The organism is Streptomyces sp. MBT53, assembly GCF_016654115.1.
In the GTDB taxonomy this organism is placed as follows: Bacteria; Actinomycetota; Actinomycetes; order Streptomycetales; family Streptomycetaceae; genus Streptomyces.
Genome location: NZ_JAEQAZ010000003.1, coordinates 63,780 through 87,832, shown reverse-complemented (window position 1 = coordinate 87,832; position 24,053 = coordinate 63,780). Strand labels below are relative to the sequence as shown.

The window sequence follows — 24,053 nt, the reverse complement described above, 5'->3', positions numbered from 1 at the left end:
GTTCAGCGCATCCGCGAGGAGGGAATAGGCCAAGGATGCGAGATGTCCGGGAGTGGACCGCGCCACTGGTGCGGTTCGTGGGGCGGCACCGGGACCCGGTGCTCGTCCAGACGCTGCGGTCGGCGACCGCGGCGACGATCGCGTATGTCGTCGCGCTGCGGCTGAGCCCGGAGCCCGCGCCGCTGACCGCTCCCCTGACCGCGCTCCTCGTCGTCCAGGTCACGCTCTACGCCACCCTCACCAACGGCATCCGCCGGGTGAACGCCGTGGTCGCGGGCGTGCTCGTCGCCATCGCGTTCAGTCTGCTGGTCGGGCTGACCTGGTGGAGCCTGGCCCTGCTGATCGTGGCCTCGCTGGTCGTCGGGCGGCTGGTGAAGGTCGACGAGTACGTGCCCGAGGTGGCGATCAGCGCGATGCTGGTCCTCGGCGTCACCACGGTCGGGAACACCGCCTGGGCACGGGTGGTGGAGACACTGATCGGCGCGGTCGTCGGCTTCGGCTGCAATCTGCTGCTGGCTCCCCCGGTATGGGTCGACGAGGCAGGCGAGTCCATCGAGGGCCTGGCCCGTCGGCTGCGGCGGCTGATGCGGCGCATGGGCGAGGAGGCGGCGGGCCGTACCCCCGTCGACCACGCCACCGCGCGGCTGCACGAGGCGCGCCGCCTCGACCACGACATCGTCGAGGTGGACGCGGCCCTGCGGCAGGCCGAGGACAGCCTGCGGCTCAATCCGCGCGTCCGGGAGGGGCTGCTGCACCGGGTCGTGCTGCGGACCGGTCTGGACACCCTGGAGATCTGCACGGTCGTGCTGCGGGTCCTCGCGCGCACCTTCACCGACCTGGCGAAACAGCGCGACCCCGAGGCGCTGTTCGCACCGCCGACGGGCGCGGCCGTAGAACAGCTGCTGTCCGAGATCGGGGACGCCGTGGTGAGTTTCGCGGTGCTGGTGACCACCGATGTCAGCGTGAGCGCCGAGTCGGCGGAGTCGCGGCTCAGCGCCGAGCTGCACACGGCCGCCGCGACCCGCGACAAGCTGGCGCAGCTGCTCCTGGAGGAGGTCCAGCGCGACGCGGCCCAGTGGCAGTTGCTGGGTGCCATGCTGACCGAGGTCAACCGCATGCTGGACGAGCTGGACACCGAGCACCGCTCGCGCCGGCTGCTGGAGGAACTCGACCGGTGCACCAGTGAGCAGCGCGAACGCCTGCCCTGGCTGATCTGGCTCCGGGAGCGGGTGGGTGTGCCGGAGCGGCTGCGCAGGAACCGGGGCACGGGCGCCGATCGTTCTAGGTGACGGAGTCACCCGGGGGCGAGCCGTCCCCGGACACAGCACAGCCATGGGGGCGGGTCGCCTCCGGCAGCGCGGCGATGGGGGCGGACGTATGACCGACAGCACGGTACGGATCGACGGGAACACCTTGCGGCTGCCCGGCGGGGTGGCGGTGCGGTTCATCCGCACCCTGCGTCTGCCGGAGACGGGCACCCATCCGCTGCCGCCGGGGCTCGGCGAGTTCCCGGTCCGGCGGGTCGCGGACTTCCCGGACACGGCGCCCGCGGAGTGGCGGGCGCGGGGCGGGGTGATGCTGCCGGTGTATCTGCGTGAGGCGATGTGGCTGAGCTTCGCGGGCACGGCCGAGCCCGCCGCCCTCCAGGTCGGTGTGGGCAAGGTGTGCGCGGTCTCCGGGAAGCCGTGGACCGACCGGCTGTCCCGCGACCCGCAGAACTACGTCGTGCTTCCGCGTCAGCCCTGGCTCGACGGCATCAACTCCGGCAAGGGCACGGTCCGCCAGTTCGTGGCGGTCCCGCTCGGCCTGGGCGCGACCGTCGAGGGCCAGGTCACGGGCGAGGAGGTGTGGGGCGGCGTCCAGCTGCAGTCCTTCCCGCTCACCGAGCGGGAGTTGACGAAGTGGCGCGAGGACGAGCGGCGCCGGTCCGAGCGGGCGCGCGCGATCACCATGCCGGTCGGGGGCTACGGAGCGCCGCCCATGCCGATGGCCGCACCGGCCGCCCCCATGCGCAGCGCACCGGGGGCCTCGCCCCGGATGGGTCTCGGTGTCGGCGGTTCGATGCGCCAGGAGGTCTACGAGGACGACCGCCCGCTGAAGGCCTGGGCCGGGGAGCCCGCCGGTCGGGTGTTCGTGCACCTCGTGACACCTCCGGAGTGGCGCCGCATCACCGGCGAGGAGCCGCCGCCGTCGCCGGTGGACCGGGCCGCGTACACCCGGGCAGGGCTGCCCTGGTTCGACTACTACGACCAGGACGCGGAGGATCTCGCTCCCACCGACACCCTGGAGGCGGTGAAGCCGGTGGGCGACTGGCTCGGCGACGACCACGAACCGTGGCAGCAGCCCACGCCCGGCCAGGTGCAGCCCCTCAAGGACGCCCAGGGCAAGCCGGTGGAGGACGGCGACTGGTAGACCATCCATTCACCCATTGCACTCTGCGCAACGCGCGTTGCCGGTCTTGCGCTCGGCGGGCCGTCCACGCCAAGGTTGCTGTGACGACCGGGAAAAGCGACGACCTGAGGGTGTGGGCATGAGCAGTGGTGCGGACGCGTCACAGGGCGGCTGGAGTCGGCGCCGTTTCCTCGGCGCCCTGGGCGGAACCGCGGCCGTGGTCGCGGTCCCCGCACCGGCCCCGGCCCCGGCCGACCCCGTATCCACTCCCGTGGCGACCCCGGCACCGGCAACCACCCCCGGCGCCCACCGCACCGGCAAGGCCGCCGGCCCCCGCCCGCTCTACGTGGGCACGTACACCTCGGTCGACGGCGGCGGCACGGGCATCGGCCTGGCCACCTACGACCCGGCGACCGGGCAGATCACCGGCGCCGGAACACTCACCGGAGTCGCCGACCCGTCGTACCTCGCCGTGCACCCCGACGGCCGCACGCTGTACGCGGTCGACGAGCAGACGTCCGGCGCGGTGACCGCCGTACGCCTGGCGGACCGCAAGGTGCTCGGCTCGCGGAGCACCGGCGGCGCGGGCCCCTGCCATCTGTCGGTGCATCCGAGCGGGCGCTGGCTGCTCAGCGCCAACTACACGTCCGGCAGCGTGGCCGTGCACCCGATCGGGACGTCGGGCGCGCTCGGCGAGCGCACCGCGCTGGTCAAGCACTCCAGTCCGCAGCCGGGCCCGGGCCAGGACGGCCCGCACGCGCACCAGTTCGTCACGAGTCCCGACGGCGGCCATGTCCTCGCCGTCGACCTGGGCACCGACACGGTCTACACCTACCGCCTGGACACCACGAAGGGCACGCTCACCGAGGTCTCCCAGGCGCACACCCGCGCGGGTGCGGGCCCGCGCCACCTGACGTTCCACCCCGGCGGCCGGTACGCCTACCTGGCCAACGAGGTCGACGACACCGTCGCGGTCTGCGCCTACGACCCGGCCACGGGCGCGCTGTCGATCGGTGACCCGCAGTCCAGCGGGAGCACGGGCAGCGCGACCAACTACCCGGCGCAGATCCTGGTGACGGCGAACGGCTCGTACGCCTATCTCGCCAACCGGGGCGACAACACCCTCGCCCGGTACGCCGTCGAGGCGGACGGCGCCCGGCTCCGGCTGCTCGACACCGTGTCGGTGAGCGGTGACTTCCCCCGGCAGATCGCCTTCTCGCCGGACGGGACACTGCTGTTCACGGCGAACCAGAGGTCGAGCACGGTGAGTGTGTTCCTCGTGGACGGCGCGACCGGTCAACTCCGGCTCGCGGGCGCGCCGTTCGCGTCACCGGTCGCCGTCTGTGCGCTGCCGCTGTAGGGGACGCGGGCAGGACGCGGCGCTGGCCTGAGTGAGCAGCACATGCATGCGTTCGGTGAGGTGGGCGACCGTGTCGGCGGGCGCGTGAAACGGCAGTCGTACGTCGCCGTGGGCGCGGGCGCGCTCGATGCGCAGGGTCAGTCCGTGCCGGTCGACGGCGAGGGGCTGGACGCGGACCGCGCCGTGCAGGCTGTCGGGCTCGACGAGGCGGGTGAGCCGTTCGACCGCGTCGGAGTGGCAGTCCGCTAGGTGGGTCAGCAGCTGGGCCTCGGCGAGGGCCAGCGGGTCGGGTTCGGCGGCGGCGAACTCGTCGAGGTCGATGACCACCGCGCCGGTCGCCGGACGCAGCACCACGCGCGTGGGGCTGAACGCCAGTCGGTCGTCCTCGGGGACGAACCAGCCGGCGAGCCACACCCGGGCCCGGATACGGTTGCGCACGGGGACGGGCGCGACGTCCGCGAACTCCAGCACCGCGGACGGCTCGCCGCGCGGCGCGCAGATCGCGGCGGCCAACAGGGCGCTGTCCTCGGGCACTTGAAGGAGTACCCGGCCGTCGTCGTCGACGCTGTGCGCGCCGACGAACTCCTCGCGACCGCCCTCCGCGGTCACCGCGCAGGACCATGCGGCGGCGAGCACCGAGCGGGCCCGCTCGGCCGCGGCAGGCACGGCCGTCCACGTCTGGCTGTCACCCATCCCTGAACCTCCTTAGGTAAGCCTTGCCTAACCTACCGAAGATCGGGGCGCGCGCCAACCACGCCACGTAAATTCCAGGACAGCTCTTCAGGGCGCGATGACGCCCAACAGGGCCCGCGCACACAGATCGCGCACCTGCTCGCGACTCAACTCCGGTCCGCGCAGCCACTCCAGACAGACGGCGGTGGTGAACGCCAGCCACCCGCGCACCGCGAGTTTCGTGTCGGGCCGCGCCTCCACGGCGGGACCGAACTCCGGATCGGCGGCGAGCGCGGCCAGGATCTGCCGCTCCTGCGCCGCCAACGCCCGCTGATAGACGCGCCGTACGGTCTGGTCCCCGGCCGCGTCGGCGCGGTGGAAGGCGCGGTAGCCGTGCGCGTGGGTGTGCACGTACTCCAGGTACGTGTCGAGGGCGGCGGCGAGCTGTTCGCGGGCCGGTACGCCCGGTACGGCCGCCGTCATCTGCAGCATCCGCTCGCTCTCGCGCTCGACGACGGCCGCGAAGAAGTCCCGCTTGGTCGGGAAGTAGTGGTAGAGCAGCCCCCGGGAGACCCCGGCGATCTCGGCGACCTGCTCGATCCACACCTCGTCGTAGGGGCTCTCGGAGAACAACCGCGCGCCCACCGTGAGGAGTTGCTCCCGACGCTCACCGGTGCTGAGCCGACGGCGCGTGCCCTCTCCCCTGCTCTCTCCCCGATTGGCGGCCATTCCCGCACTTTACTTGACGTCGGTTCAACAGCGGGATCACACTGGAACACGCTATTGAACCCACGTACAACAGGCTGAACCCGCGGGTGGATCAAGGGAGATCGCGTCATGGCGGAGACGACGACGACGACGCCGACCGCACTGCCGAAGGGCTTCCGGGGCGCCGAGCAGGGCTGGCCCCGGCTCGACCGCATCCCGCGTCCCCCGCGTCGGCTCCCGTTCCTCGGTGACGTCATCGGCGCCGACCGGCGCACCCCGCTCCAGGACTCGCTGCGCTACGCCCGCCAGTTGGGCCCGATCTTCCGCCGGAAGGCCTTCGGCAAGGAGTTCGTGTTCGTGTGGGGCGCCGACCTGGTCGCCGACATGGCGGACGAGACGCGGTTCGCCAAGCACGTCGGCCTCGGCATCGCCAATCTGCGGCCGGTCGCCGGTGACGGGCTGTTCACGGCGTACAACCACGAGCCCAACTGGCAACTGGCGCACGACGTCCTGGCCCCCGGCTTCAGCCGCGAGGCGATGGCCGGATACCACCCGATGATGCTCGCCGTGGCCGAACGCCTCACGGACCACTGGGACCGCGAACTGGCCGCCGGACGGTCGGTGGACGTGCCCGGCGACATGACCAAGCTGACCCTGGAGACGATCGCGCGCACCGGCTTCGGCCATGACTTCGGCTCCTTCGAGCGCGACCGCCCGCACCCCTTCGTCACCTCGATGGTCGGCACCCTCAGCTACGCCCAGCGCCTCAACTCCGTGCCCGCACCGCTGGCCCCGCTCCTCCTGCGCACCGCGACCCGGCGCAACGAGGCCGACATCGCCTACCTGAACCGCACGGTCGACGACATGGTGCGCACCCGCCGTACGACGAGCGGTGGTGACGGCGACCTGCTCGACCGGATGCTGGAGACGACCCACCCGGAGACCGGTGAGCGGCTCTCCGCCGAGAACGTCCGCCGCCAGGTCATCACCTTCCTGGTCGCCGGCCACGAGACGACCTCGGGTTCGCTGTCCTTCGCCCTGCACTACCTCGCCCGCCACCCCGAGGTCGCGGCCCGCGCCCGCGCCGAGATCGACCAGGTCTGGGGCGACGCCGAGGTGCCGGGCTACGAGCAGATCGCCAAGCTGCGCTACGTCCGCCGGGTGCTCGACGAGTCGCTGCGGCTGTGGCCGACGGCGCCCGCCTACGCCCGCGAGGCCACCCGAGACACCGAACTCGCCGGGGACCACCCCGTGCGGCGGGGCGCCTGGGCGCTGATCCTCACGCCGATGCTGCACCGCGACCCCGAGGTGTGGGGCGCGAACGCCGAGGAGTTCGACCCGGACCGCTTCGACGCCAAGGCCGTCCGCTCCCGCGCCCCGCACACCTTCAAGCCGTTCGGGACGGGCGCGCGGGCATGCATCGGCCGCCAGTTCGCGCTGCACGAGGCGACGCTCGTCCTGGGCCTCCTGCTGCGCCGCTACGAACTCCGCCCCGACCCCGCCTACCGACTGCGCGTGGCCGAACGCCTGACACTCATGCCGGAGGGTCTACGGCTCCACCTCGACCGGCGCAGCCCGTCCGGGCCGGTGAACGCGCCGGTCGCGGTCCCGGACGAGGCGCCCTCAGAGGCCCGCTGCCCAGTGCACCGGGCGGACGACTGACCCCGGCAGCCTGGTGCCCGCGCCGCCCCGGGCCGCGTTGACCTGGGGCTGGGTGAGGAAGAACGCGCCGGTCAGATCGGCGTCCGTGAGATCGGCGTCCCGCAGGTCGGCGCCGATCAGATCCGCGCCGCGCAGGTCGGCCCCGGTGAGATCGGCGGCGATGAGGTAGGCGCCGCGCAGGTTGGCGCGGCTCAGATCGGCGCCCTTGAGCCGGGCCCCCATGAGATCGGCACCGCGCCGGTCCTTCTTCCTGCCCTTCGCCCCGGCCCGCATCAGCTCACTGGTCCGCAGCAGCAGCACGTTGACCTCCTGCCGGTGGGCGCCCACATCGAGCGCGCCGAGCTCTTCGGCCGTGCCGCGCGTGAGGGCGTCGGTCGCGCGGAGCGCCTCGCGCAACGCGGGGTGGACGGGCGCCGCGGCCGGCAGGGTGAGCGCCTCGGCGAGATACCAGAGCAGTTCGTGCAGCTGCCGTACGACGGGGAAGACGTCGAACATCCGACGGGACTCCGCCTGCGGGACCGTGCGCCAGTCCCGCCCGCCGAAGGTGACCTGCGAGACCTTCTGCCCGGCGCCGAAGCAGTCGTAGACCGTGCAGCCGGTGAAGCCGGTCTGCCGGAGCTTCGCGTGGATTCCGCAGCGGTGATCACCCCGGAGGTTCGGGCACGGTGTCCCCGCGGCCTTGTCGATCGCGAAGTCCGTCGCGGCGGTGAAGGGCAGCGCGACACAGCACAGCCCGAAACACCGCCCGCAGTCACCGCGCAGCTCGGTCAGGTCCGCTATGTGATCTTCCATGCCGTTCAGCGTACTGACCCATTCACATCGAGGCGGGCCAGCCGGTCGGGGTCGGACAGGATGTACATCTCGGTGATCCGGCCGTCGGCGATCGTGACGCCCATGACGGAGAGGAGCTGTCCTTCGGGTGCGTTGACGACGCCCACCGTGCCGTTGACGAGGGCGAGTTGGGCGAGGCGGGTGAACGGGGCGAACATCAGGGCCTGTTCGGCGATCGCGCGCGCTCCGCGCAGCGCCTTGGAGACCGCCGCGCCCCGCACCAGGGCGCCGGAGTCGGCACGCAGCGCCACGTCGGGGTGCAGGAGGGCGACGAGGGCGTCGAAGTCGCCCTCGCGTGCGGCGGCGAGGAACGCCTCGACGATCTCGCGCTGCCGCCCCAGGTCCGGGTCGGTCGACGGGCTCGCGCCCTGGACCCGGCGGCGGGCCCTGCTGGCCAGCTGGCGGGTCGCGGCGGAGCTGCGTTCCACGATCGGGGCGATGTCGTCGAAGGGCACCGCGAACAGGTCGTGCAGGACGAACGCGAGCCGTTCGGCGGGCTCCAGGGTCTCCAGGACGACGAGGAGGGCGAGGCCCACCGAGTCGGCCTGGAGCACCTCCTCCTCGGGGTCCAGGTCCGTCAGGGGTCTGAGCAGCGGGTCCGGGACGAAGGTCTCGTCGATGGGGTCCTCGCGGCGCGCGGTGCGGGCGCGCAGCAGGTCGAGGCAGACCCGGCCCACGACCGTGGTGAGCCAGCCGCCGAGGTTCCTGATGTCGTCCGCGTCGGTGCGGCTCAGCTTCAGCCAGGTCTCCTGGACGGCGTCCTCCGCCTCGGGCAGCGAGCCGAGCATGCGGTAGGCCACGGCGCGCAGCCGGCCCCGGTGTTCCTCGAAGCGGTCCGCCAGGAGTTCCGTGTCATTCATACCGCCCACCCAACACGTCCGCCCCCGCCACGGGCATGCCATTTTCGGCGTCCCGTGTCCGTTTGCGGGGCGGGTGGGGCAGGACGACGATGGGAAATCATGGACCCGGTCGGCGTCGCGTCCCGCAGAGTGCCGCGTGTCGCGGCTCTGGTCCTGGCCGTCCTGGCGACGGCGGTCCTCACGCTCGCGGCCACGGCCCGCTCCACCGTGGTCTCACCGGGTTTCTACCGGTCCGCGCTGGACGAGCAGCGGGCCTACGACCGGCTCTACAGCCAGGTGCTGGTGGACCCGCGGACGGCCGCGGTCACCCGGGGGCTGCTGGCCCGGCTGCCCGTGCCGGAGGCCCAGGTCACCTCCAATCTCAAGCTGGTGCTGCCGCCGGAGACGGTCCGTGATCTCACCCAGCAGCAGATCGACGCCGTGGTGGGCTATCTGGGCGGCGAGCGCGACTCGCTGGTCCTCAAGGTCGATCTGCGGCCGGTGCTGGCCAACCTGAACGACCTCGCGCAGATCTACTTCGGCGATCTCGTCGCCTCGGTCCAGAACCGGCCCGAGCCCGACTTCGAGCGTTTCTCGGCCGACCTGTCCACCGCGCTGGGAACCGTGACCGCGGGGCACATCCCGAAGGGGCTGCCCGCCCTCCCGCTGACCGAGGCACAGGCGGAACAGGCGGCCGGGACGCTGGTGAGCGGACTGCCCGCCGCCGACCGGGACGCCCTGCGTCCGGCGGTCGAGGCCGCGCTGCGGGACGGCGATGTGGCGACCGCGCTCGCCACCGTGGCCCCCGCCGCCGTGTCGGACCAGACCCGTGCGGCCGCCGACCGGCTGCGGGCGAGCGTGGGAGGCGGCACCTGGAACTTCACGGACACCCTCGACCTGGCCCCGCTCCACCGCGCCCGCACCTACACGGCGGTCGGCCTCGGCCTCACGGAGGCCCTGTCCTCGGCGCTCCTCGTCGCCGCGCTCGCGGTGCTGTGGATCGGCGGCGGCTCGGCGTCTCCGGGCCGCCGGCTCCTCCCCGTGGGCTGGTCGCTCGCGGGCGGTGGACTGCTGGCCGGACTCGTCGCCGTCCTCTTCCGGCTGGTCAACAGCGGGCGGGTGATCGATCCGCCGGGTTCCTGGCCGCCGAGCCTGGCCCGGCTGGTCGACGACGTACAACGCACCGCGCTCGACCGGCTCACGGCCACCGCCCTGACGACCGCCCTGGTCCCCGTCCTGGCCGGTGCTCTCCTGACCGGCGTGGGCTGGGCCCTCCAGGTCCGGCCGCACATGCCCGCCCTCCCCCGCCTCCGCTGGCTGGCCCTCGCCACGGGCGGCGCCGCCGTCGCCGGCATCCTGCTGATCCCGTACGCCGTCACACCCACCGCGTCCCGCACCTGCGAGGGCAGCGCGGAACTGTGCGACCGGTCCTACGACGAGGTCGCCTACCTCACCTCGCACAACGCGATGTCGACGACCGTGGACCGGTTCATCGGACCGCTCCAAGACCCGGGAATCACCGCCCAGTTGGACGACGGGGTGCGCGCCCTGCAGATCGACACCTACCGATGGGAACGCCCGGACGAGATCACCGCGCGACTCGCCGAGTCCGACTTCACCCCGGAACAGCGGAAGTTCGTCGCCGCGGCCGTCAACAAGGTCAACCCGCCGCGCGAGGGGCTGTGGCTGTGCCACTCGGTGTGCCGGGCCGGTGCCATCGCCCTGGTGCCCGCGCTGCGCGAGATCGGCGACTGGATGCGCGCCCATCCGACCGAGGTGATCACCCTGATCGTGCAGGACGCGATCAGCGGCGAGGACACCCAAAAGGCTTTCGCACAGGCCGGGTTGAGCGACCTCGTGCACACCCCCGACCCCGATCCCGCGAAGCCGTGGCCGACCCTGGGCGAGCTGATCGACAGCGGGCGCCGACTCGTCGTCTTCGCCGAGCAGGCCGACGGTCCGGCGCCCTGGTACCGCAACTTCTACGACTACGGCATGGAGACCCCGTTCGCGTTCCGCACGCCGGACGCGATGAGTTGCGTACCGCATCGCGGCGGCAACGACAAACGCCTGTTCCTGCTCAACCACTTCATCACCATCGACGGCGGCAGCCGCCTGGACGCGGGTGAGGTCAACGCCCGCCGGTTCGTGCTCGACCGCGTCCACCGCTGCGAGCGGGAACGCGGTCGGCCGGTGAACTTCGTCGCCGTGGACTACGCGACGATCGGGGACGCGGGCGGGGCGGTGGACGCGCTCAACTCCGAGCGCTGAAGAGCCCGTTGCCGACGAACGTGCTCAATAGCGCTGCGCCTTGGCCAACTTGGGGGTCAGCACCGGCTCCGGCGGCTTGGTGCTGATGGCGACCGGCTGGGCCTTCGCGCCGGGTGCGAGGTTCTCGGCGCCGACGTAGCGCGTCTCCACCACCTTCCCCGAGGAGTCGAGGAAGTCGACCTGGACGGCGTAGTTCGCCTTCTTGTCGGTCTTGTTGGTGATGGTGACGAGGGCGGCGAGGAGCCCGCCGGTCTGGGCGCGCGGTTTGCCGGTCAGGGCGACCTCCGACATCGCGTTGCCCTGGCCCGTGACGTTCTTGAGTTCGTTCTGGGCGTCCTTGGCCGCGCGGGCGACCTCGGCCGACACGGAGGCCTCGAAGGAGGACGCGGCGGCCGAGGCGGAGGACGCCGCGGCGGAGGCCCGGGCCTGGGCCGACGCGACGGCCGAGGCCGCGGCCGACTTCAGGGCCGACGGTGTCATGCCAGAGAAGGAGGCCTTGTCCGGTGTCGGGGTCCCCGAGCTGCTGCCGGAGCTGTTGTTGTCGTCGCCGCAGGAGACCAGCGCGACCGTGCTCGCCGCGACGACGGCGAGGACCAGGGCGGCCGGGCGGGCCCGGCGGAGTGACTTGGTATTCATCGAAATGAACCTTATGCCGGAAATTCCCGAGTCACATCTCGTCGCCGGGCCCGCCTCCCGTCGGCGGACTCAGACCTCGTCGCGCGTGAGGGCCAGCAGCCGGTCCAGCACCCGTGTGCCGCCGGCCCGTACGCCGTCGTGCTCGAACTCGTCGGTCACCCAGGTGCGCAGGCCCCGGACGGAGCGGGCCGTCTGCAGCGAGTGGGTCGCGTCGACGTACATGTCGTCGTGGTAGACGGCCGCGGCGACCGGGACCTCGTTGGCGGCGAGGCGCGCCGGGTCGTAGAGCGGCTGCCAGTCGGTGCGGGCGGCGAGGAGTTCGGCGGTCTCGCGGAGCGGGCGCAGCGCGGGGTCGGAGTCGAACATCCAGGGGTGGATGGACTCGCCGGTGAAGAGGAGGGGGCCGTCGCCCGCGAGGGTCTTGGCGGCGTCGAACTGCGGGAACTCGCCGCGCACGCGCTCCGCCGACCAGGCGGTGGGGCGGGCGTCCTGGGCGTAGCACGCCTCGTGGACGAGGGCGTAGAGGGGGTGCCCGGCGTACGACAGGGAGTTCTGGACCTCTTCCTGGAAAGCGTCGGAGAGCTCGTGGCCCTGCGGGGTGCGGACGAAGGCGTTCTCGAGGAGGAAGTGCAGGCGGTGGCTGCCCCCGCTGCCGCCGAGCATGATGCCGAGGGACTGGAAGGCCTCGGCGGTGAGCCGGTAGCCGTTCGGCAGGACCGGCTCGTGGCGCAGCAGGTACTCGGCGATGCGGCGGGCGCGCTCCACGTCCTGCGGGTAGCGGTCGTAGTGGGCGGCGACCTTGCGTTCGATGCGCGGGTAGGCGGCGCGGTAGACGTCGTCGGCATGGGCGTCGAGGGAGGGCAGGCCGCCGGTGAGGAGGGCGGTGCGCAGGCCTTCGGGGGCGGTGGACAGGTAGTTCACCGTGCAGAAGCCGCCGAAGCTCTGGCCGAGGACGGTCCAGGGGGCGCCGCCGGTCAGGGCCGGGCGGATGGTCTCGCAGTCCCGGACGATCGAGTCGGCGCGGAAGTGCGTGAGGTGCTCGGCCTGTTCGGCGGGGCCGCCGCGCAACGGGAGCGTCTGGCGGTTGAGCGGGGTGGAGTGGCCGGTGCCGCGCTGGTCGAGGAGAAGCACGCGGTACTCGTCGAGCGCGCGGTCGAGCCAGGCCTGCCTACCGACGAAACGATTCGCCCCGAATCCGGGTCCGCCCTGCAGGTAGAGCAACCACGGCAGGTCCTCCCGGTCCGCCTTGTCGCTCGCGACGACCTCACGGGCGTAGAGCTCGATGGTCTCGCCCGTGGGGTCCTCGTGGGCGAGGGGCACGGTGAAGCGGCGGTCGGTGAGGACGACGCCGGGCTGGCGGTAGCTGACGGACAACGCGACTCCTGGTACGGACGAATGACGGGCCGCGTCACAGTCCAGCACATGTGCGTCCGATATCCGACCCCCTGGATCATGAAATCGTACCGACCACTACTGACCGGGGGGTCAGCGGGCGGCGAGGCTGGAGCGGCGCACCACCAGTTCGGGCTGGAGGACGACCCGCCGGTGCTCGTGCGGGCGGGCCGGCTGGTCCGCCTCCGCCTCGGTCTCCTCCAGCAGCAGTTCGGCAGCCAAGGCGCCCATGGTGACGGCGGGTTGCCGGACCGAGGTCAGCGGTACGGCGGCGGCTGCCGCGAACTCGATGTCGTCGTAGCCGACGATCGCGAGGTCGTCGGGGACGCCGACCCCGGCCGCGAACATGGCCTGGAGCACGCCGAGGGCGAGCAGGTCGTTGGCGCAGAACACGGCGGTGGGGCGGTCGGCGAGGCCGAGCAGCCGGGCGCCCGCGTCCCGCCCGGCGGCCACGTCGAGCCGGTCGGTGGGCAGCTCGCGCAGCGCGTCGGGGTCGAGACCGGCCTCCGCGAGCGCGTTCTTGGCGCCCGTACGGCGGTCCCGCACCTGGTTGAAGCCGGGCGGGCCGCTGACGTACGCGATCGAGCGGTGCCCGGCGTCGACCAGGTGCCGTACCGCGAGGGCGCCGCCGGCGACGTCGTCGACGGAGACCGAGCACTCGGTGGTGCCCTCGGCGACGCGGTCGACGAGCACGAAGGGGATGCCGTGCCGGCGGAACGAGTCGATGTTGCGTCCGGTGGCGTCGGCCGGGGTCAACAGCACACCCCGCACCCGCTGTTCGGCGAAGAGCGACAGATACTCGGCCTCCTCGCCGGGGCTCTGCGCGCTGTTGCAGACCATCACGCCGAGCCCGGACTCGCGGGCCGCCCGCTCGGCGCCGCGGGCCACGTCCACGAAGAACGGGTTGCCCATGTCGAGGACGAGCAGCCCCATGATCCGGCTGCGGCCCGCGCGCAGCTGGCGTGCGGACTCGCTACGGACATAGCCGAGGCGGTCGATCGCGGACAGCACCCGGGCCCGGGTCTCCGTGGCGACGGTGTCCGGGCGGTTGATGACGTTCGAGACCGTGCCGACGGAGACTCCGGCGGCACGGGCGACGTCCTTGATACCCACCGGCTGGGCCATGGGGCGGGGACCTCCAGAGGAGACGAGGGGCGGCGGGAAGGTCTTCACATTACCGTCAGGCCGCCCCCGCACCGGGACACGGTCAGGCGGGCAGCGCGAAGTCCACGACATGGAGCGCCGAGGGCGTCGTACCGCTGGACGTCTCCTGGTACATGAACGACAGGACGTTGTCCTGGGCGACCCGCATCTCGTCGATGACGACCTCGCCGAAGGCATTGAGGTCGGAGGCGTCGAACAGGACGGCCCAGTCGGTGTAGCCGGAGGACTTGGAGGCGCCCGCGATCCGGCCGAAGGGGAAGATCGCGTAGGCGTTGTCGTACTTGTCCAGGATCAGCTTGGTGCGCTGGCTGGAGCCCAGGACGACCGGTATCTCGGTCTTCTGCCAGGTGCCGGAGGAGTTCTTGCGGACGTGGAAGGCGCGGCCGTTGGCGGTGCGGTCGGAGACGTAGTTCGTCGTGCACTGGCCGAAGCGGCCCGGGACGTAGCTGATGATCGCGTGCGGCAGGCCGGAGGAGTCGGTGAACTGGCTCTCCTGGTTCATCAGGGAGTGGTCCGGGTTCAGCGAGTCGATCACCAGGCCGGAGTCGGTGACGGCGACCGTGTCGGAGCTGCCGGTGGTGCCGACGACGGTGCCCGCGTCGTTGCACCAGGTGCGGCCCCGGTCGTCGGAGTAGACGTAGCCGGTGTCGTGGTTGGTGATGCCGCCGGAGGAGCACATCACGGCGCTGCTCTGCTCGCGCCAGGTGAAGAAGGAGTGCAGACGGCCGTTCTTGTCGTAGTCGATGCCGTGCAGGTACATGTTGCGGGCGGTCGAGGAGCCGTGCGAGCTGGTGTAGGTGCCGGTCGAGCTGGACCACTCCCCCAGCGCCGTCCACGCCGAACCGTCGTACTCCGCCAGGGCGTTGCGGCCGTTGCCGGAGATGGCGACCCGGTAGCTGAGCTGGAGCTTGCCCTCGGGGGTGGAGACGAACTGGGGGTAGGTGAACTGGCTCGTCAGGGCCAGGCCGTCCAGGGTCGTCTGGACCGAGCCGAATACGGCCGAACTCCAGCCCGTGGTCGAGGGGTTGTCGAGGAGACCGGCGACCGACTTCACGTAGAAGAAGCCGTCGCTGTGGGAGTCCATGTTGAGGTGGAGACGGCCGTCGGTCTTGGAGACGCCCATGGAGATGACGTTGTGGGAGTCGCTGCTCTTGAGCTGGTGGGAGAGCGTGACCGTGGACCAGGTGGAGCCGCCGAGGACCCGGCGGGCGACCACCGCGTACTTGGTCGAGGTGTACCAGGCCGCGTACTGGTAGCCCTTGTACGTGAACAGGCCGTTCTTCTGGAAGGAGTTGTTGTTGACGAGGCCGTCGTAGGAGACGAAGAAGACGGCCGCGCTGTCGAGGGTGGTGGTGCCGGTGCGGGTGACGGAGGGGCCGGGGTCGGCCGCGCGGGCGGTACCGCCGGTGAGCGCGGAGGTCGACATGGCGGACACGATGGCGCCTGCGAGCAAGGTGCGTCTCTTCATCAGTGCGGCTCCTGAGGGGATACAGGGGATATCAGGCGAGGTGGAACACTTCGGTGAGCGGTTTCATGGCCTCGTCGGGCCGGGCGCCGTCCAGCGACTCGAAGAACGGCGCCATCTCCGCCTGCCAGCGGGCGTTGACCTCGGTGGCTTCCATGCCGGCCTGGGCGGCGGCGAAGTCCTCGGTCTCCAAGTAGCCGACCAGTAGGCCGTCTTCGCGCAGGAAGAGCGAGTAGTTGTGCCAGCCGGTGGCCGAGAGCGCGTCGAGCATCTCGGGCCACACGGCGGCGTGCCGCTCGCGGTACTCGTCGAGGCGGTCCGCCCGGACCTTCAGCAGGAAACACACGCGTTGCATCAACACCCCTTAGAGGAAAGGGACTTCGGGACTAGAAGTTGAACTGGTCGATGTTCTTCGCGTCGAACACGGTCGGCTTGCCGAGGCTGATCACGCCGTCCTTGCCGATGGTGTACGACGTTCCGCCGGCCGTGAAGGTCTCGCCCTCCTTGCCGGTGATCTGCCCCGACACCAGCGCCACCGCCGTCTGCGCGGCGAGGGCGCCGAGCTTCGCCGGGTCCCACAGCTCGAAGCCGTCGACGGTGCCGTTCTTGACGTACTTGCGCATGTCGTTGGGGGTGCCGAGGCCGGTCAGCTTGACCTTGCCCTTGTACTTGGAGCCCGACAGGTACTGGGCCGCCGCCTTGATGCCGACGGTGGTCGGGGAGATGATCCCCTTCAGGTTCGGGTACTGCTGCAGGAGGCCCTGGGTCTGCTGGAAGGACTGCTGGGCGTCGTCGTTGCCGTAGGCGACCTTGACCAGCTTGACGTTCTTGTACTTGGGGTCCTTCAGCTCCTCCTTCATGAAGCCGATCCAGGTGTTCTGGTTGGTCGCGGTCTGCGCGGCCGACAGGATCGCGATGTCGCCCTTGTAGCCGATCTGCTGGGCGAGCAGCTGCACCTCGGTGCGGCCGAGGTCCTCGGCGCTGGCCTGCGACACGAAGGCGTTGCGGCAGTCGGGGTTGGTGTCGGAGTCGTAGGTGACGACCTTGATCTTGTTGGCCATGGCCTGCTTGAGCGCGGTGCACAGGGCGCCCGGGTCCTGTGCGGAGACGGCGATCGCGTTCACCTGCTGCTGGGTGAGCGTGTTGACGTAACTCACCTGTCCCGCCGTGTCGGTGGCGCTGCTGGGGCCGACCTCCTTGTACTTGGAGCCCAGCTCGGTGAGGGCCTTCTCGCCGCCCTTGTCGGACGTGGTGAAGTACGGGTTGTTGACCTGCTTGGGCAGGAACCCGACGGTGAGTCCCTTCTTGAGGGCGGCGTTCGGGTCCGCCTTGCCCCCGGTGACGGCCGATCCGGTGCTCTCGTCCTTCACGTCCTTCTTGGTGGTACCACCGCAGGCGGTGGCGGCGAGAGTGAGAGAGGTGACGGCGGCGAGGGCCGCACAGGCACGACGGAGGGATGACTTGCGCATGGTGAAGTCCTTTACGGGTGAGCGGAGTTATGAGGTCGGAGTCGCGGCGGCTCTACGCCCCGCCCTTGCGATGGAGATCTGCCGTGCGGCCCGCGGGCCGAGTACGGAGACGACGAGCAGCACACCGGTGACGACGATCTGCGACTGCGCGGAGACGTTGAGGAGGCTCATCACGTTCTGCAACGCCCCGAGCAGGAACACCCCGGCGATCGCACCTCCCAGCGTTCCCTTGCCGCCGTCGAAGTCGATACCGCCGAGCAACACCGCGGCGATGACGGAAAGTTCGAGCCCCGTGGCGTTGTCATAGCGAGCGCTGGCGTAGTGCAGCGCCCAGAAGATGCCGGTGAGGGAGGCCATCAGGCCCGTCACCGTGAACAGGATCAGCTTCTGCCGCTTGACCCGGATGCCCGCGAACCGCGCCGCCTCCTCGTTCGCGCCGATCGCGAACAGCGACCGCCCGAACGGCGTGGCATGCAGGGCTACGACGGCGATGACGAGCAGCACCAGGAAGGGCAGGAAGGCCCGTGGCAGGAAGGTGTCGCCGAACCGTCCGGCCGCGAAGTCCAGGTACTGCGTGGGGAAGTCGGTCACCGCGTTGGAGCCGAGCACGATCTGCGCGATGCCCCGGTACGCGGCCAGCGTGCCGATGGTGACGGCGAGGGACGGCAGTCCGAGCCGGGTGACGAGCAGCCCGTTGACCAGGCCGCAGACCAGGCCCAGCAGCAGACAGATCGGGATGATCGTCTCGATCGCCATGCCGTCGTTCCACAGCTTGCCCATCACCGCGCCCGACAGGCCGGCCGTGGAGGCGACCGACAGATCGATCTCGCCGGCGACGACCAGCAGGGTCATCGGGAGCGCGATCAGGGCGATGGGAAGGGTGTTGCCGATCAGGAACGACAGGTTCAGCGCGTTGCCGAAGCCGTCCACGGAGGTGAAGGAGAACAGCAGCAGGACGACGAGGAGGGCGCCGACGACCGTGTCCCAGCGGATCGCGCGCGTCAACGACTCAGGCATGGCGGGCGTTCCTCTTCTTCAGTGCGGTGGCCACGCGCAGGGCGACGATCCGGTCGACGGCGATGGCGAGGATGAGCAGGACGCCGTTGATGGCGAGCACCCAGACGGAGCTGACGCCGAGGGCGGGCAGGACGCTGTTGATGGACGTCAGCAGGAGCGCGCCGAGGGCCGCGCCGTAGACGCTGCCGGAGCCGCCGGTGAAGACCACTCCGCCGACCACCACCGCGCTGACGACGGTGAGTTCGTAGCCGGTTCCGGTGCCGGAGTCGACGTTGCCGAAGCGGGCCAGGTACATCGCTCCGGCGAGTCCGGCGAGTCCGCCGCAGAAGGTGTACGCGGCGAGGATCCGCCTGCGGACGGGGATGCCGGCCAGCCGGGCGGCCTCGGGGTTGGAGCCGAGGGCGTACAACTCCCGTCCGCTGCCGAAGTGTTTGAGGTAGTAGGCGGTGGCGATGAGCACGGCGAGCGCGATCAGCGCCAGCCAGGGCACCGCCGAAAGGCCGCCGGAGCCGAAGTCCACGAATCCGCCCGGGAGATCGGCGGCCGTGATCTGCCGGGATCCGACCCAGATGGAGTCGACGCCTCGGATGATGTAGAGCGTGCCGAGGGTGACGACGAGGGCGGGTACCTGCCCGAGACTCACCAACAGCCCGTTGACCAGGCCCAGTCCGACACCGAGGAGCACTGCCAGCAGGATCGCGACGACAGCGTTGCCGCCGCTGTGGAGGTAGTCGCCGGTGGCGAAGGCGGTGATGCCGAGGGTCGAACCGACCGACAGGTCCACGTTGCGGGTGATGACGACCAGCGACTGGCCGGTGGCGACCAGGACCAGGATGGTCGCGTTGAGCAGCAGATCCTTGATGCCCTGCTCGGACAGGAACTCGCTGTTGCCCGCCTGGGTGATGCCGATCATCACCAAGAAGACGACCAGGATGGCGAGTTCACGCATCTTGAAGACCCGGTCGACCAGCCGGGTGCCGCTCGACTCGGGGGCCTCGGCGGCGGGCGCGGGATTGGGCGCGGTGACCGTCATACGGCGGCCCTCCCGAAGAACTCGATCGTCATGAAGGCCGGGCTCATGCGGCGGCCCTCCCGGTGGCTGCGGCCATCACGGATTCCTCGGTGGCTTCGGAACGGGGGATCTCTGCGGTGAGCCGGCCCTCGTGCATCACCAGCACGCGGTCGGCCATGCCGAGGATCTCGGGCAGATCGGAGGAGATCATCAGGACGGCGACGCCGTCGGCGGCCAACTCGCTGAGCAGCCGGTGCACTTCGGCCTTGGTGCCGACATCGATGCCACGGGTCGGCTCGTCGACGATCAACACCTTGGGCCCGGTGGCGAGCCACTTGGCGAGGACGACCTTCTGCTGGTTGCCGCCGGAGAGGGTGTTGACGGTGTCGGCGATCCGCGCGTACTTGACGTGCAGCTTCACCGCCCAGTCGAGGGAACGGCTGCGCTCGGCGCCACGATCGACGAGACCGGCCTTGACGGTCGTACGCAGGCCGGTGAGACCGATGTTGCGCTCGATCGACATGTCCATCACCAGGCCCTGGGCCCGCCGGTCCTCGGGGACCAGGGCGAGGCCCGCGGCCATCGCGGTGGAGGGGGCGCCGTTCGTCAGCGACTTGCCGGCCACCTCGACCCCGCCGGCGTCCCACCGGTCGATGCCGAAGACGGCCCGCGCCACCTCGGTACGGCCGGCGCCGACGAGCCCGGCGAGACCGACGATCTCCCCGCGCCGCACATCGAAAGAGACGTCGGTGAAGACGCCTTCGCGGGTCAACCGCTTGACGCTCAGGGCGACTTCACCCGGTTCGACGTCCTGCTTGGGATACAGCTCGTCGAGATCGCGGCCGACCATGCGGCGGACGAGATCGTCCTCGGTCATCCCGTCGAGCGGTTCGCTGGAGATCAGCGCGCCGTCGCGGAGGGTGGTGACCTGTTGGCAGATCTGGAAGATCTCCTCCAGGCGGTGCGAGATGAACAGGACGGCGGCGCCCTGTTCGCGCAGGGTGCGCACGACGCCGAAGAGGCGGGCCACCTCGCTGCCGGTGAGGGCGGCCGTCGGCTCGTCCATGATCAGGACGCGGGCGTCGAAGGAGAGCGCCTTGGCGATCTCCACGATCTGCTGGTCCGCGATCGACAGGCCGCGCGCCGGACGCTCGGGGTCCAGTTCCACGCCCAGCCGCTTCATCAGCTCGGCGGTCGCCGCGTGCGTGGCCTTGTGGTCGATACGGCCCAGCGCGCGGCGCGGCTGGCGGCCCATGAAGATGTTCTCGGCGATCGACAGGTCGGGGAAAAGGGTCGGTTCCTGGTAGATCACGGCGATTCCCGCGTCGCGGGCGTCACCGGGGCCGTGGAAGAGGACGGGTTCGCCGTCGAGCAGCACCTGGCCGGCATCGGGCCGGTGCACACCGGCGAGGGTCTTGATGAGGGTGGACTTGCCCGCGCCGTTCTCACCGGCGAGTGCGTGCACCTCACCGGGGAACAGTTCGAGGGACACGTCCCGCAGGGCGCGTACCGCGCCGAAGGACTTGGAGATGCCCTTGAGCGCGAGCACCGGGGCCGGACCCGCGTCTGACGGGTGGGTCATGAGGGGCTCCTCGACGACGTCGGCGGGGAGCCGTCACAACGTCGTGAAAGGTTTCAACTTGGTTGCCGGGACGTTAGGCTCGCCAGCCTTGTCACGTCAATGGGTCCGCATCGAAAAACTTTCGATAGCCAAAGGTCACATTGAAGTCACGGAGCACAGGCTTCGCCGTAGGGCTTGACACCCCTTCGGGAGGCTCATAACTTCGCTCTCTGAATCGTTTCATACATACATCGTTTCGTCGCATGTCACAGGAGCCCACAAGTGACCGATCTCGCCGCGGTGAAGGCCGCTCTCAGGACCCAGGCAGTCGAGACGCCGTCGTGGGCGTACGGGAACTCTGGGACCCGGTTCAAGGTGTTCGCCCAGGAGGGTGTGCCGCGGACCCCGCAGGAGAAGCTGGAGGACGCGGCCAAGGTCCACGAGTTCACCGGCGTGGCGCCGACGGTGGCCCTGCACATTCCCTGGGACCGGGTCGACGACTTCGGGGCGCTGGCCAAGTTCGCGGACGACCACGGGCTGAAGCTCGGCGCGATCAACTCCAACACCTTCCAGGACGACGACTACCGGCTCGGCAGCGTCTGCCATCCCGACGCGGCGGTGCGGCGCAAGGCGCTGGACCATCTGCTGGAGTGCGTCGACATCATGGACGCGACGGGGTCCGCCGACCTGAAGCTGTGGTTCGCGGACGGGACGAACTATCCCGGGCAGGACGACCTGAGCGCACGCCAGGATCGGCTGGCCGAGGCCCTTGCCGCGGTGTACGCGCGGCTCGGGGACGGGCAGCGGATGCTGCTGGAGTACAAGTTCTTCGAGCCGGCGTTCTATGCGACGGACGTCCCCGACTGGGGGACGGCGTACGCGCACTGTCTGAAGCTCGGGCCGAAGGCGCAGGTCGTGGTCGACACCGGGCATCACGCGCCCGGCACCAATATCGAGTTCATCGTGGCGACGCTGCTGCGCGAGGGGAAGCTCGGGGCGTTCGACTTCAACTCGCGGTTCTACGCCGACGACGATCTGATGGTGGGGGCGGCGGATCCCTTCCAACTGTTCCGGATCATGTACGAGGTGATTCGGGGTGGGGGGTTCACGGCCGATGTGGCGTTCATGCTCGATCAGTGCCACAACATCGAGGCGAAGATTCCGGCGATCATCCGGTCGGTGATGAACGTGCAGGAAGCGACGGCGAAGGCGTTGCTCGTGGACCGGGACGCGTTGGGTGCCGCGCAGCGGGCCGGGGATGTGCTGGGCGCGAACGCCGTGATCATGGACGCGTACAACACGGATGTACGGCCGTTGCTGCGGGAGTTGCGGGAGGAGCAGGGGCTTGCCCCTGACCCCATTGCGGCGTATCGGGCGAGTGGGTGGCAGGAGCGGATTGTTGCTGAGCGGGTTGGGGGGCAGCAGGCGGGGTGGGGTGCGTAAGCGTCTGCCTGGATCGGTTGTTTGCGGGGTGCGGGTCCGTTGTGGCTGGTCGCGCAGTTCCCCGCGCCCCTAAAAGAATGCAGTCACCCTCTCTCATAGAAGGACTGGACGTTCATGGCACCGCACCCCGAAGCCGCCTCTCTCCTTGGCCGTTCTCATCGGCTTGGCGCTGATCCTCGTAACACCAACTACGCCGGCGGGAACGCATCAGCCAAGGGCGTAGACACGGACCCCGTCACCGGGGGTGATGTCGAGTTGATGTGGGTGAAGGGGTCCGGGGGTGACCTTGGGACGCTCACCGAGGCGGGGCTCGCCGTGTTGCGTCTGGACCGGATGCGCGCGCTCGTCGACGTCTACCCGGGTGTGGACCGTGAGGACGAGATGGTGGCCGCGTTCGACTACTGCCTGCACGGGAAGGGGGGCGCGGCGCCCTCCATCGACACCGCCATGCACGGGCTCGTCGACGCGGCTCATGTCGATCATCTGCATCCCGATTCCGGGATCGCGCTCGCCTGTGCCGCCGACGGGGAGAAGCTGACCGCCGAGTGTTTCGGGGACACGGTCGTGTGGGTGCCCTGGCGGCGGCCCGGGTTTCAGCTGGGGCTGGACATCGCCGCCGTCAAGGAGGCCAACCCGCAGGCCATCGGGTGTGTGCTCGGGGGGCACGGGATCACCGCTTGGGGTGCGAGTTCCGAGGAGTGCGAGCGGAACTCGTTGCACATCATCCGCACCGCCGAGGCGTTCCTCGTCGAGCGCGGGAGGCCCGAGCCCTTCGGGCCCGTCGTCGAGGGGTACGGTCCGCTCGGCGACGGTGAGCGACGGGAGCGGGCCGCCGCCCTCGCGCCGTATGTTCGTGCTGTTGCCTCTCAAGACCGGGCGCAGGTAGGGCACTTCACCGACTCCGAGGTCGTGCTTGATTTTCTGGCGCGGGCCGAGCATCCCCGGCTCGCGGCGCTCGGGACCTCGTGCCCCGACCACTTCTTGCGGACCAAGGTCAGGCCGCTCGTTCTCGATCTGCCGCCCAACGCTCCGCTGGACGAGGCGATCGCGCGGCTGAAGGAGCTGCACGCCGTCTATCGCGAGGAGTACGCCGCGTACTACGAGCGGCACGCCGTGCCCGACTCCCCCGCCATGCGCGGCGCCGACCCGGCGATCGTGCTGATCCCGGGCGTGGGCATGTTCTCCTTCGGCAAGGACAAGCAGACGGCGCGCGTGGCCGGCGAGTTCTACGTCAACGCCATCAACGTGATGCGCGGAGCCGAGGCCGTGTCGTCGTACGCGCCGATCGAGGAGTCGGAGAAGTTCCGCATCGAGTACTGGGCCCTGGAAGAGGCCAAGTTGCAGCGGATGCCGAAGCCCAAGCCGCTCGCCACACGGGTCGCGCTCGTGACCGGTGCGGGTAGTGGGATCGGCAAGGCTATCGCGCGGCGGCTGGTCGACGAGGGCGCGTGTGTCGTGATCGCCGATCTCAACTCCGAGAACGCCCAGGCCGTTTCGGAGGAGTTGGGTGGGCCCGACAAGGCCGTTGCTGTCACGGTTGATGTGACGGACGAGGGGCAGATCGCCGACGCCTTCAAGGCCGCGCTGCTCGCCTTCGGTGGAGTCGATCTCGTCGTCAACAACGCGGGGATCTCCATCTCCAAGCCCCTGCTGGAGACTTCGGCGCGGGACTGGGATCTGCAGCACGACATCATGGCCCGCGGGTCGTTCCTCGTCTCGCGTGAGGCGGCGCGGGCGATGATCGCGCAGGGGCTCGGGGGCGACATCCTCTACATCGCGTCCAAGAACGCCGTGTTCGCCGGGCCCAACAACATCGCCTACTCCGCCACCAAGGCCGACCAGGCCCATCAAGTGCGGCTGCTCGCAGCCGAGTTGGGCGAGCACGGGATCCGGGTCAATGGCATCAACCCGGACGGTGTCGTGCGCGGCTCGGGCATCTTCGCGGGCGGTTGGGGTGCGCAGCGGGCGGCCACCTACGGGATCGAGGAGGAGAAGCTCGGCGAGTTCTACGCCCAACGCACCATCCTCAAGCGGGAGGTGCTGCCGGAGCATGTCGCCAACGCCGTCTTCGCCCTCACCGGTGGGGACTTGACGCACACCACCGGGCTGCATGTCCCGGTCGACGCCGGCGTTGCGGCAGCCTTCCTTCGGTGAGCGCCG

At 70.5% G+C, this 24,053-nt stretch carries 20 protein-coding genes; 7 read left to right on the top strand and 13 right to left on the bottom strand.

Going from position 1 to position 24,053, the window contains the following annotated elements:
• Positions 1 to 35 precede the first annotated feature (35 nt).
• The 3 genes from JHN45_RS02215 to JHN45_RS02205 all read left to right on the top strand — a co-directional run bounded on the left by JHN45_RS02215 (position 36) and on the right by JHN45_RS02205 (position 3,751).
• Positions 36 to 1,289 carry an aromatic acid exporter family protein gene (locus JHN45_RS02215; protein ID WP_201047770.1) on the top strand — a complete coding sequence of 418 codons (1,254 nt, stop codon included), beginning with the start codon at positions 36 to 38 and terminating at the stop codon, positions 1,287 to 1,289.
• Positions 1,290 to 1,377: 88 nt separating this feature from the next.
• The gene (locus JHN45_RS02210) at positions 1,378 to 2,412 is read left to right on the top strand and encodes a hypothetical protein (RefSeq protein ID WP_200709960.1); all 1,035 of its coding nucleotides are present in this window, start codon (positions 1,378 to 1,380) and stop codon (positions 2,410 to 2,412) included.
• Positions 2,413 to 2,530: 118 nt separating this feature from the next.
• On the top strand, positions 2,531 to 3,751 hold the full coding sequence (locus JHN45_RS02205) for a lactonase family protein (RefSeq protein WP_201047769.1): 1,221 nt from the start codon (positions 2,531 to 2,533) through the stop codon (positions 3,749 to 3,751).
• Here JHN45_RS02205 and JHN45_RS02200 read toward each other — a convergent pair.
• Entirely contained in the window at positions 3,719 to 4,444 is a 726-nt protein-coding gene (locus tag JHN45_RS02200; protein ID WP_200710128.1) for a DUF2470 domain-containing protein, read from the bottom strand. The two genes, JHN45_RS02205 and JHN45_RS02200, sit on opposite strands and share 33 nt — an antisense overlap.
• A gap of 87 nt (positions 4,445 to 4,531) precedes the next feature.
• Positions 4,532 to 5,152 (bottom strand): TetR/AcrR family transcriptional regulator, encoded by a 621-nt coding sequence (locus tag JHN45_RS02195; RefSeq protein WP_201047768.1) that lies wholly within the window; start codon positions 5,150 to 5,152, stop codon positions 4,532 to 4,534.
• Between the two features lie 108 nt (positions 5,153 to 5,260).
• On the opposite strand from JHN45_RS02195, the gene JHN45_RS02190 reads away from it, so the two are divergent.
• The gene (locus tag JHN45_RS02190; RefSeq protein ID WP_201047767.1) at positions 5,261 to 6,793 is read left to right on the top strand and encodes a cytochrome P450; all 1,533 of its coding nucleotides are present in this window, start codon (positions 5,261 to 5,263) and stop codon (positions 6,791 to 6,793) included.
• On the opposite strand, the gene JHN45_RS02185 is transcribed toward JHN45_RS02190, so the two are convergent.
• Complete coding sequence (locus JHN45_RS02185) at positions 6,755 to 7,585, bottom strand: pentapeptide repeat-containing protein (protein WP_201047766.1); 831 nt, start codon at positions 7,583 to 7,585, stop codon at positions 6,755 to 6,757. The genes JHN45_RS02190 and JHN45_RS02185 overlap by 39 nt on opposite strands.
• A gap of 5 nt (positions 7,586 to 7,590) precedes the next feature.
• Complete coding sequence (gene sigJ / locus JHN45_RS02180) at positions 7,591 to 8,484, bottom strand: RNA polymerase sigma factor SigJ (RefSeq protein ID WP_201047765.1); 894 nt, start codon at positions 8,482 to 8,484, stop codon at positions 7,591 to 7,593.
• Positions 8,485 to 8,583: 99 nt separating this feature from the next.
• On the opposite strand from sigJ, the gene JHN45_RS02175 reads away from it, so the two are divergent.
• The gene (locus JHN45_RS02175; protein WP_201047764.1) at positions 8,584 to 10,734 is read left to right on the top strand and encodes a PI-PLC domain-containing protein; all 2,151 of its coding nucleotides are present in this window, start codon (positions 8,584 to 8,586) and stop codon (positions 10,732 to 10,734) included.
• 24 nt (positions 10,735 to 10,758) lie between these two features.
• Here the strand turns inward: JHN45_RS02175 and JHN45_RS02170 are convergent, their stop codons facing one another.
• From JHN45_RS02170 to JHN45_RS02130, 9 genes are all read right to left on the bottom strand, one after another.
• Positions 10,759 to 11,370, bottom strand: coding sequence for an FxLYD domain-containing protein (locus tag JHN45_RS02170; RefSeq protein ID WP_200710122.1), 612 nt, complete (start codon positions 11,368 to 11,370; stop codon positions 10,759 to 10,761).
• A gap of 69 nt (positions 11,371 to 11,439) precedes the next feature.
• Positions 11,440 to 12,744, bottom strand: coding sequence for an alpha/beta fold hydrolase (locus JHN45_RS02165; RefSeq protein ID WP_201047763.1), 1,305 nt, complete (start codon positions 12,742 to 12,744; stop codon positions 11,440 to 11,442).
• A gap of 111 nt (positions 12,745 to 12,855) precedes the next feature.
• Positions 12,856 to 13,887 carry a LacI family DNA-binding transcriptional regulator gene (locus JHN45_RS02160; protein WP_201047762.1) on the bottom strand — a complete coding sequence of 344 codons (1,032 nt, stop codon included), beginning with the start codon at positions 13,885 to 13,887 and terminating at the stop codon, positions 12,856 to 12,858.
• Between the two features lie 82 nt (positions 13,888 to 13,969).
• The gene (locus tag JHN45_RS02155; protein WP_201047761.1) at positions 13,970 to 15,394 is read right to left on the bottom strand and encodes a BNR repeat-containing protein; all 1,425 of its coding nucleotides are present in this window, start codon (positions 15,392 to 15,394) and stop codon (positions 13,970 to 13,972) included.
• 31 nt (positions 15,395 to 15,425) lie between these two features.
• Positions 15,426 to 15,746, bottom strand: a complete 321-nt coding sequence (locus JHN45_RS02150) for an L-rhamnose mutarotase (protein ID WP_201047760.1) — start codon at positions 15,744 to 15,746, stop codon at positions 15,426 to 15,428.
• Between the two features lie 31 nt (positions 15,747 to 15,777).
• Complete coding sequence (gene rhaS, locus JHN45_RS02145) at positions 15,778 to 16,860, bottom strand: rhamnose ABC transporter substrate-binding protein (protein ID WP_201047759.1); 1,083 nt, start codon at positions 16,858 to 16,860, stop codon at positions 15,778 to 15,780.
• Positions 16,861 to 16,887: 27 nt separating this feature from the next.
• Entirely contained in the window at positions 16,888 to 17,877 is a 990-nt protein-coding gene (locus tag JHN45_RS02140; RefSeq protein ID WP_201047758.1) for an ABC transporter permease, read from the bottom strand.
• Positions 17,870 to 18,910, bottom strand: coding sequence for an ABC transporter permease (locus JHN45_RS02135; protein ID WP_201047757.1), 1,041 nt, complete (start codon positions 18,908 to 18,910; stop codon positions 17,870 to 17,872). The genes JHN45_RS02140 and JHN45_RS02135 overlap by 8 nt, the downstream gene beginning before the upstream one ends.
• Positions 18,911 to 18,953: 43 nt before the next feature.
• Positions 18,954 to 20,471, bottom strand: coding sequence for a sugar ABC transporter ATP-binding protein (locus JHN45_RS02130; protein ID WP_201047756.1), 1,518 nt, complete (start codon positions 20,469 to 20,471; stop codon positions 18,954 to 18,956).
• A gap of 261 nt (positions 20,472 to 20,732) precedes the next feature.
• Between JHN45_RS02130 and rhaI the strand changes: the two genes are divergently transcribed.
• On the top strand, positions 20,733 to 21,893 hold the full coding sequence (gene rhaI, locus JHN45_RS02125; RefSeq protein ID WP_201047755.1) for an L-rhamnose isomerase: 1,161 nt from the start codon (positions 20,733 to 20,735) through the stop codon (positions 21,891 to 21,893).
• 114 nt (positions 21,894 to 22,007) lie between these two features.
• Positions 22,008 to 24,047 (top strand): bifunctional aldolase/short-chain dehydrogenase, encoded by a 2,040-nt coding sequence (locus JHN45_RS02120; protein ID WP_201047754.1) that lies wholly within the window; start codon positions 22,008 to 22,010, stop codon positions 24,045 to 24,047.
• Positions 24,048 to 24,053: the final 6 nt, after the last annotated feature.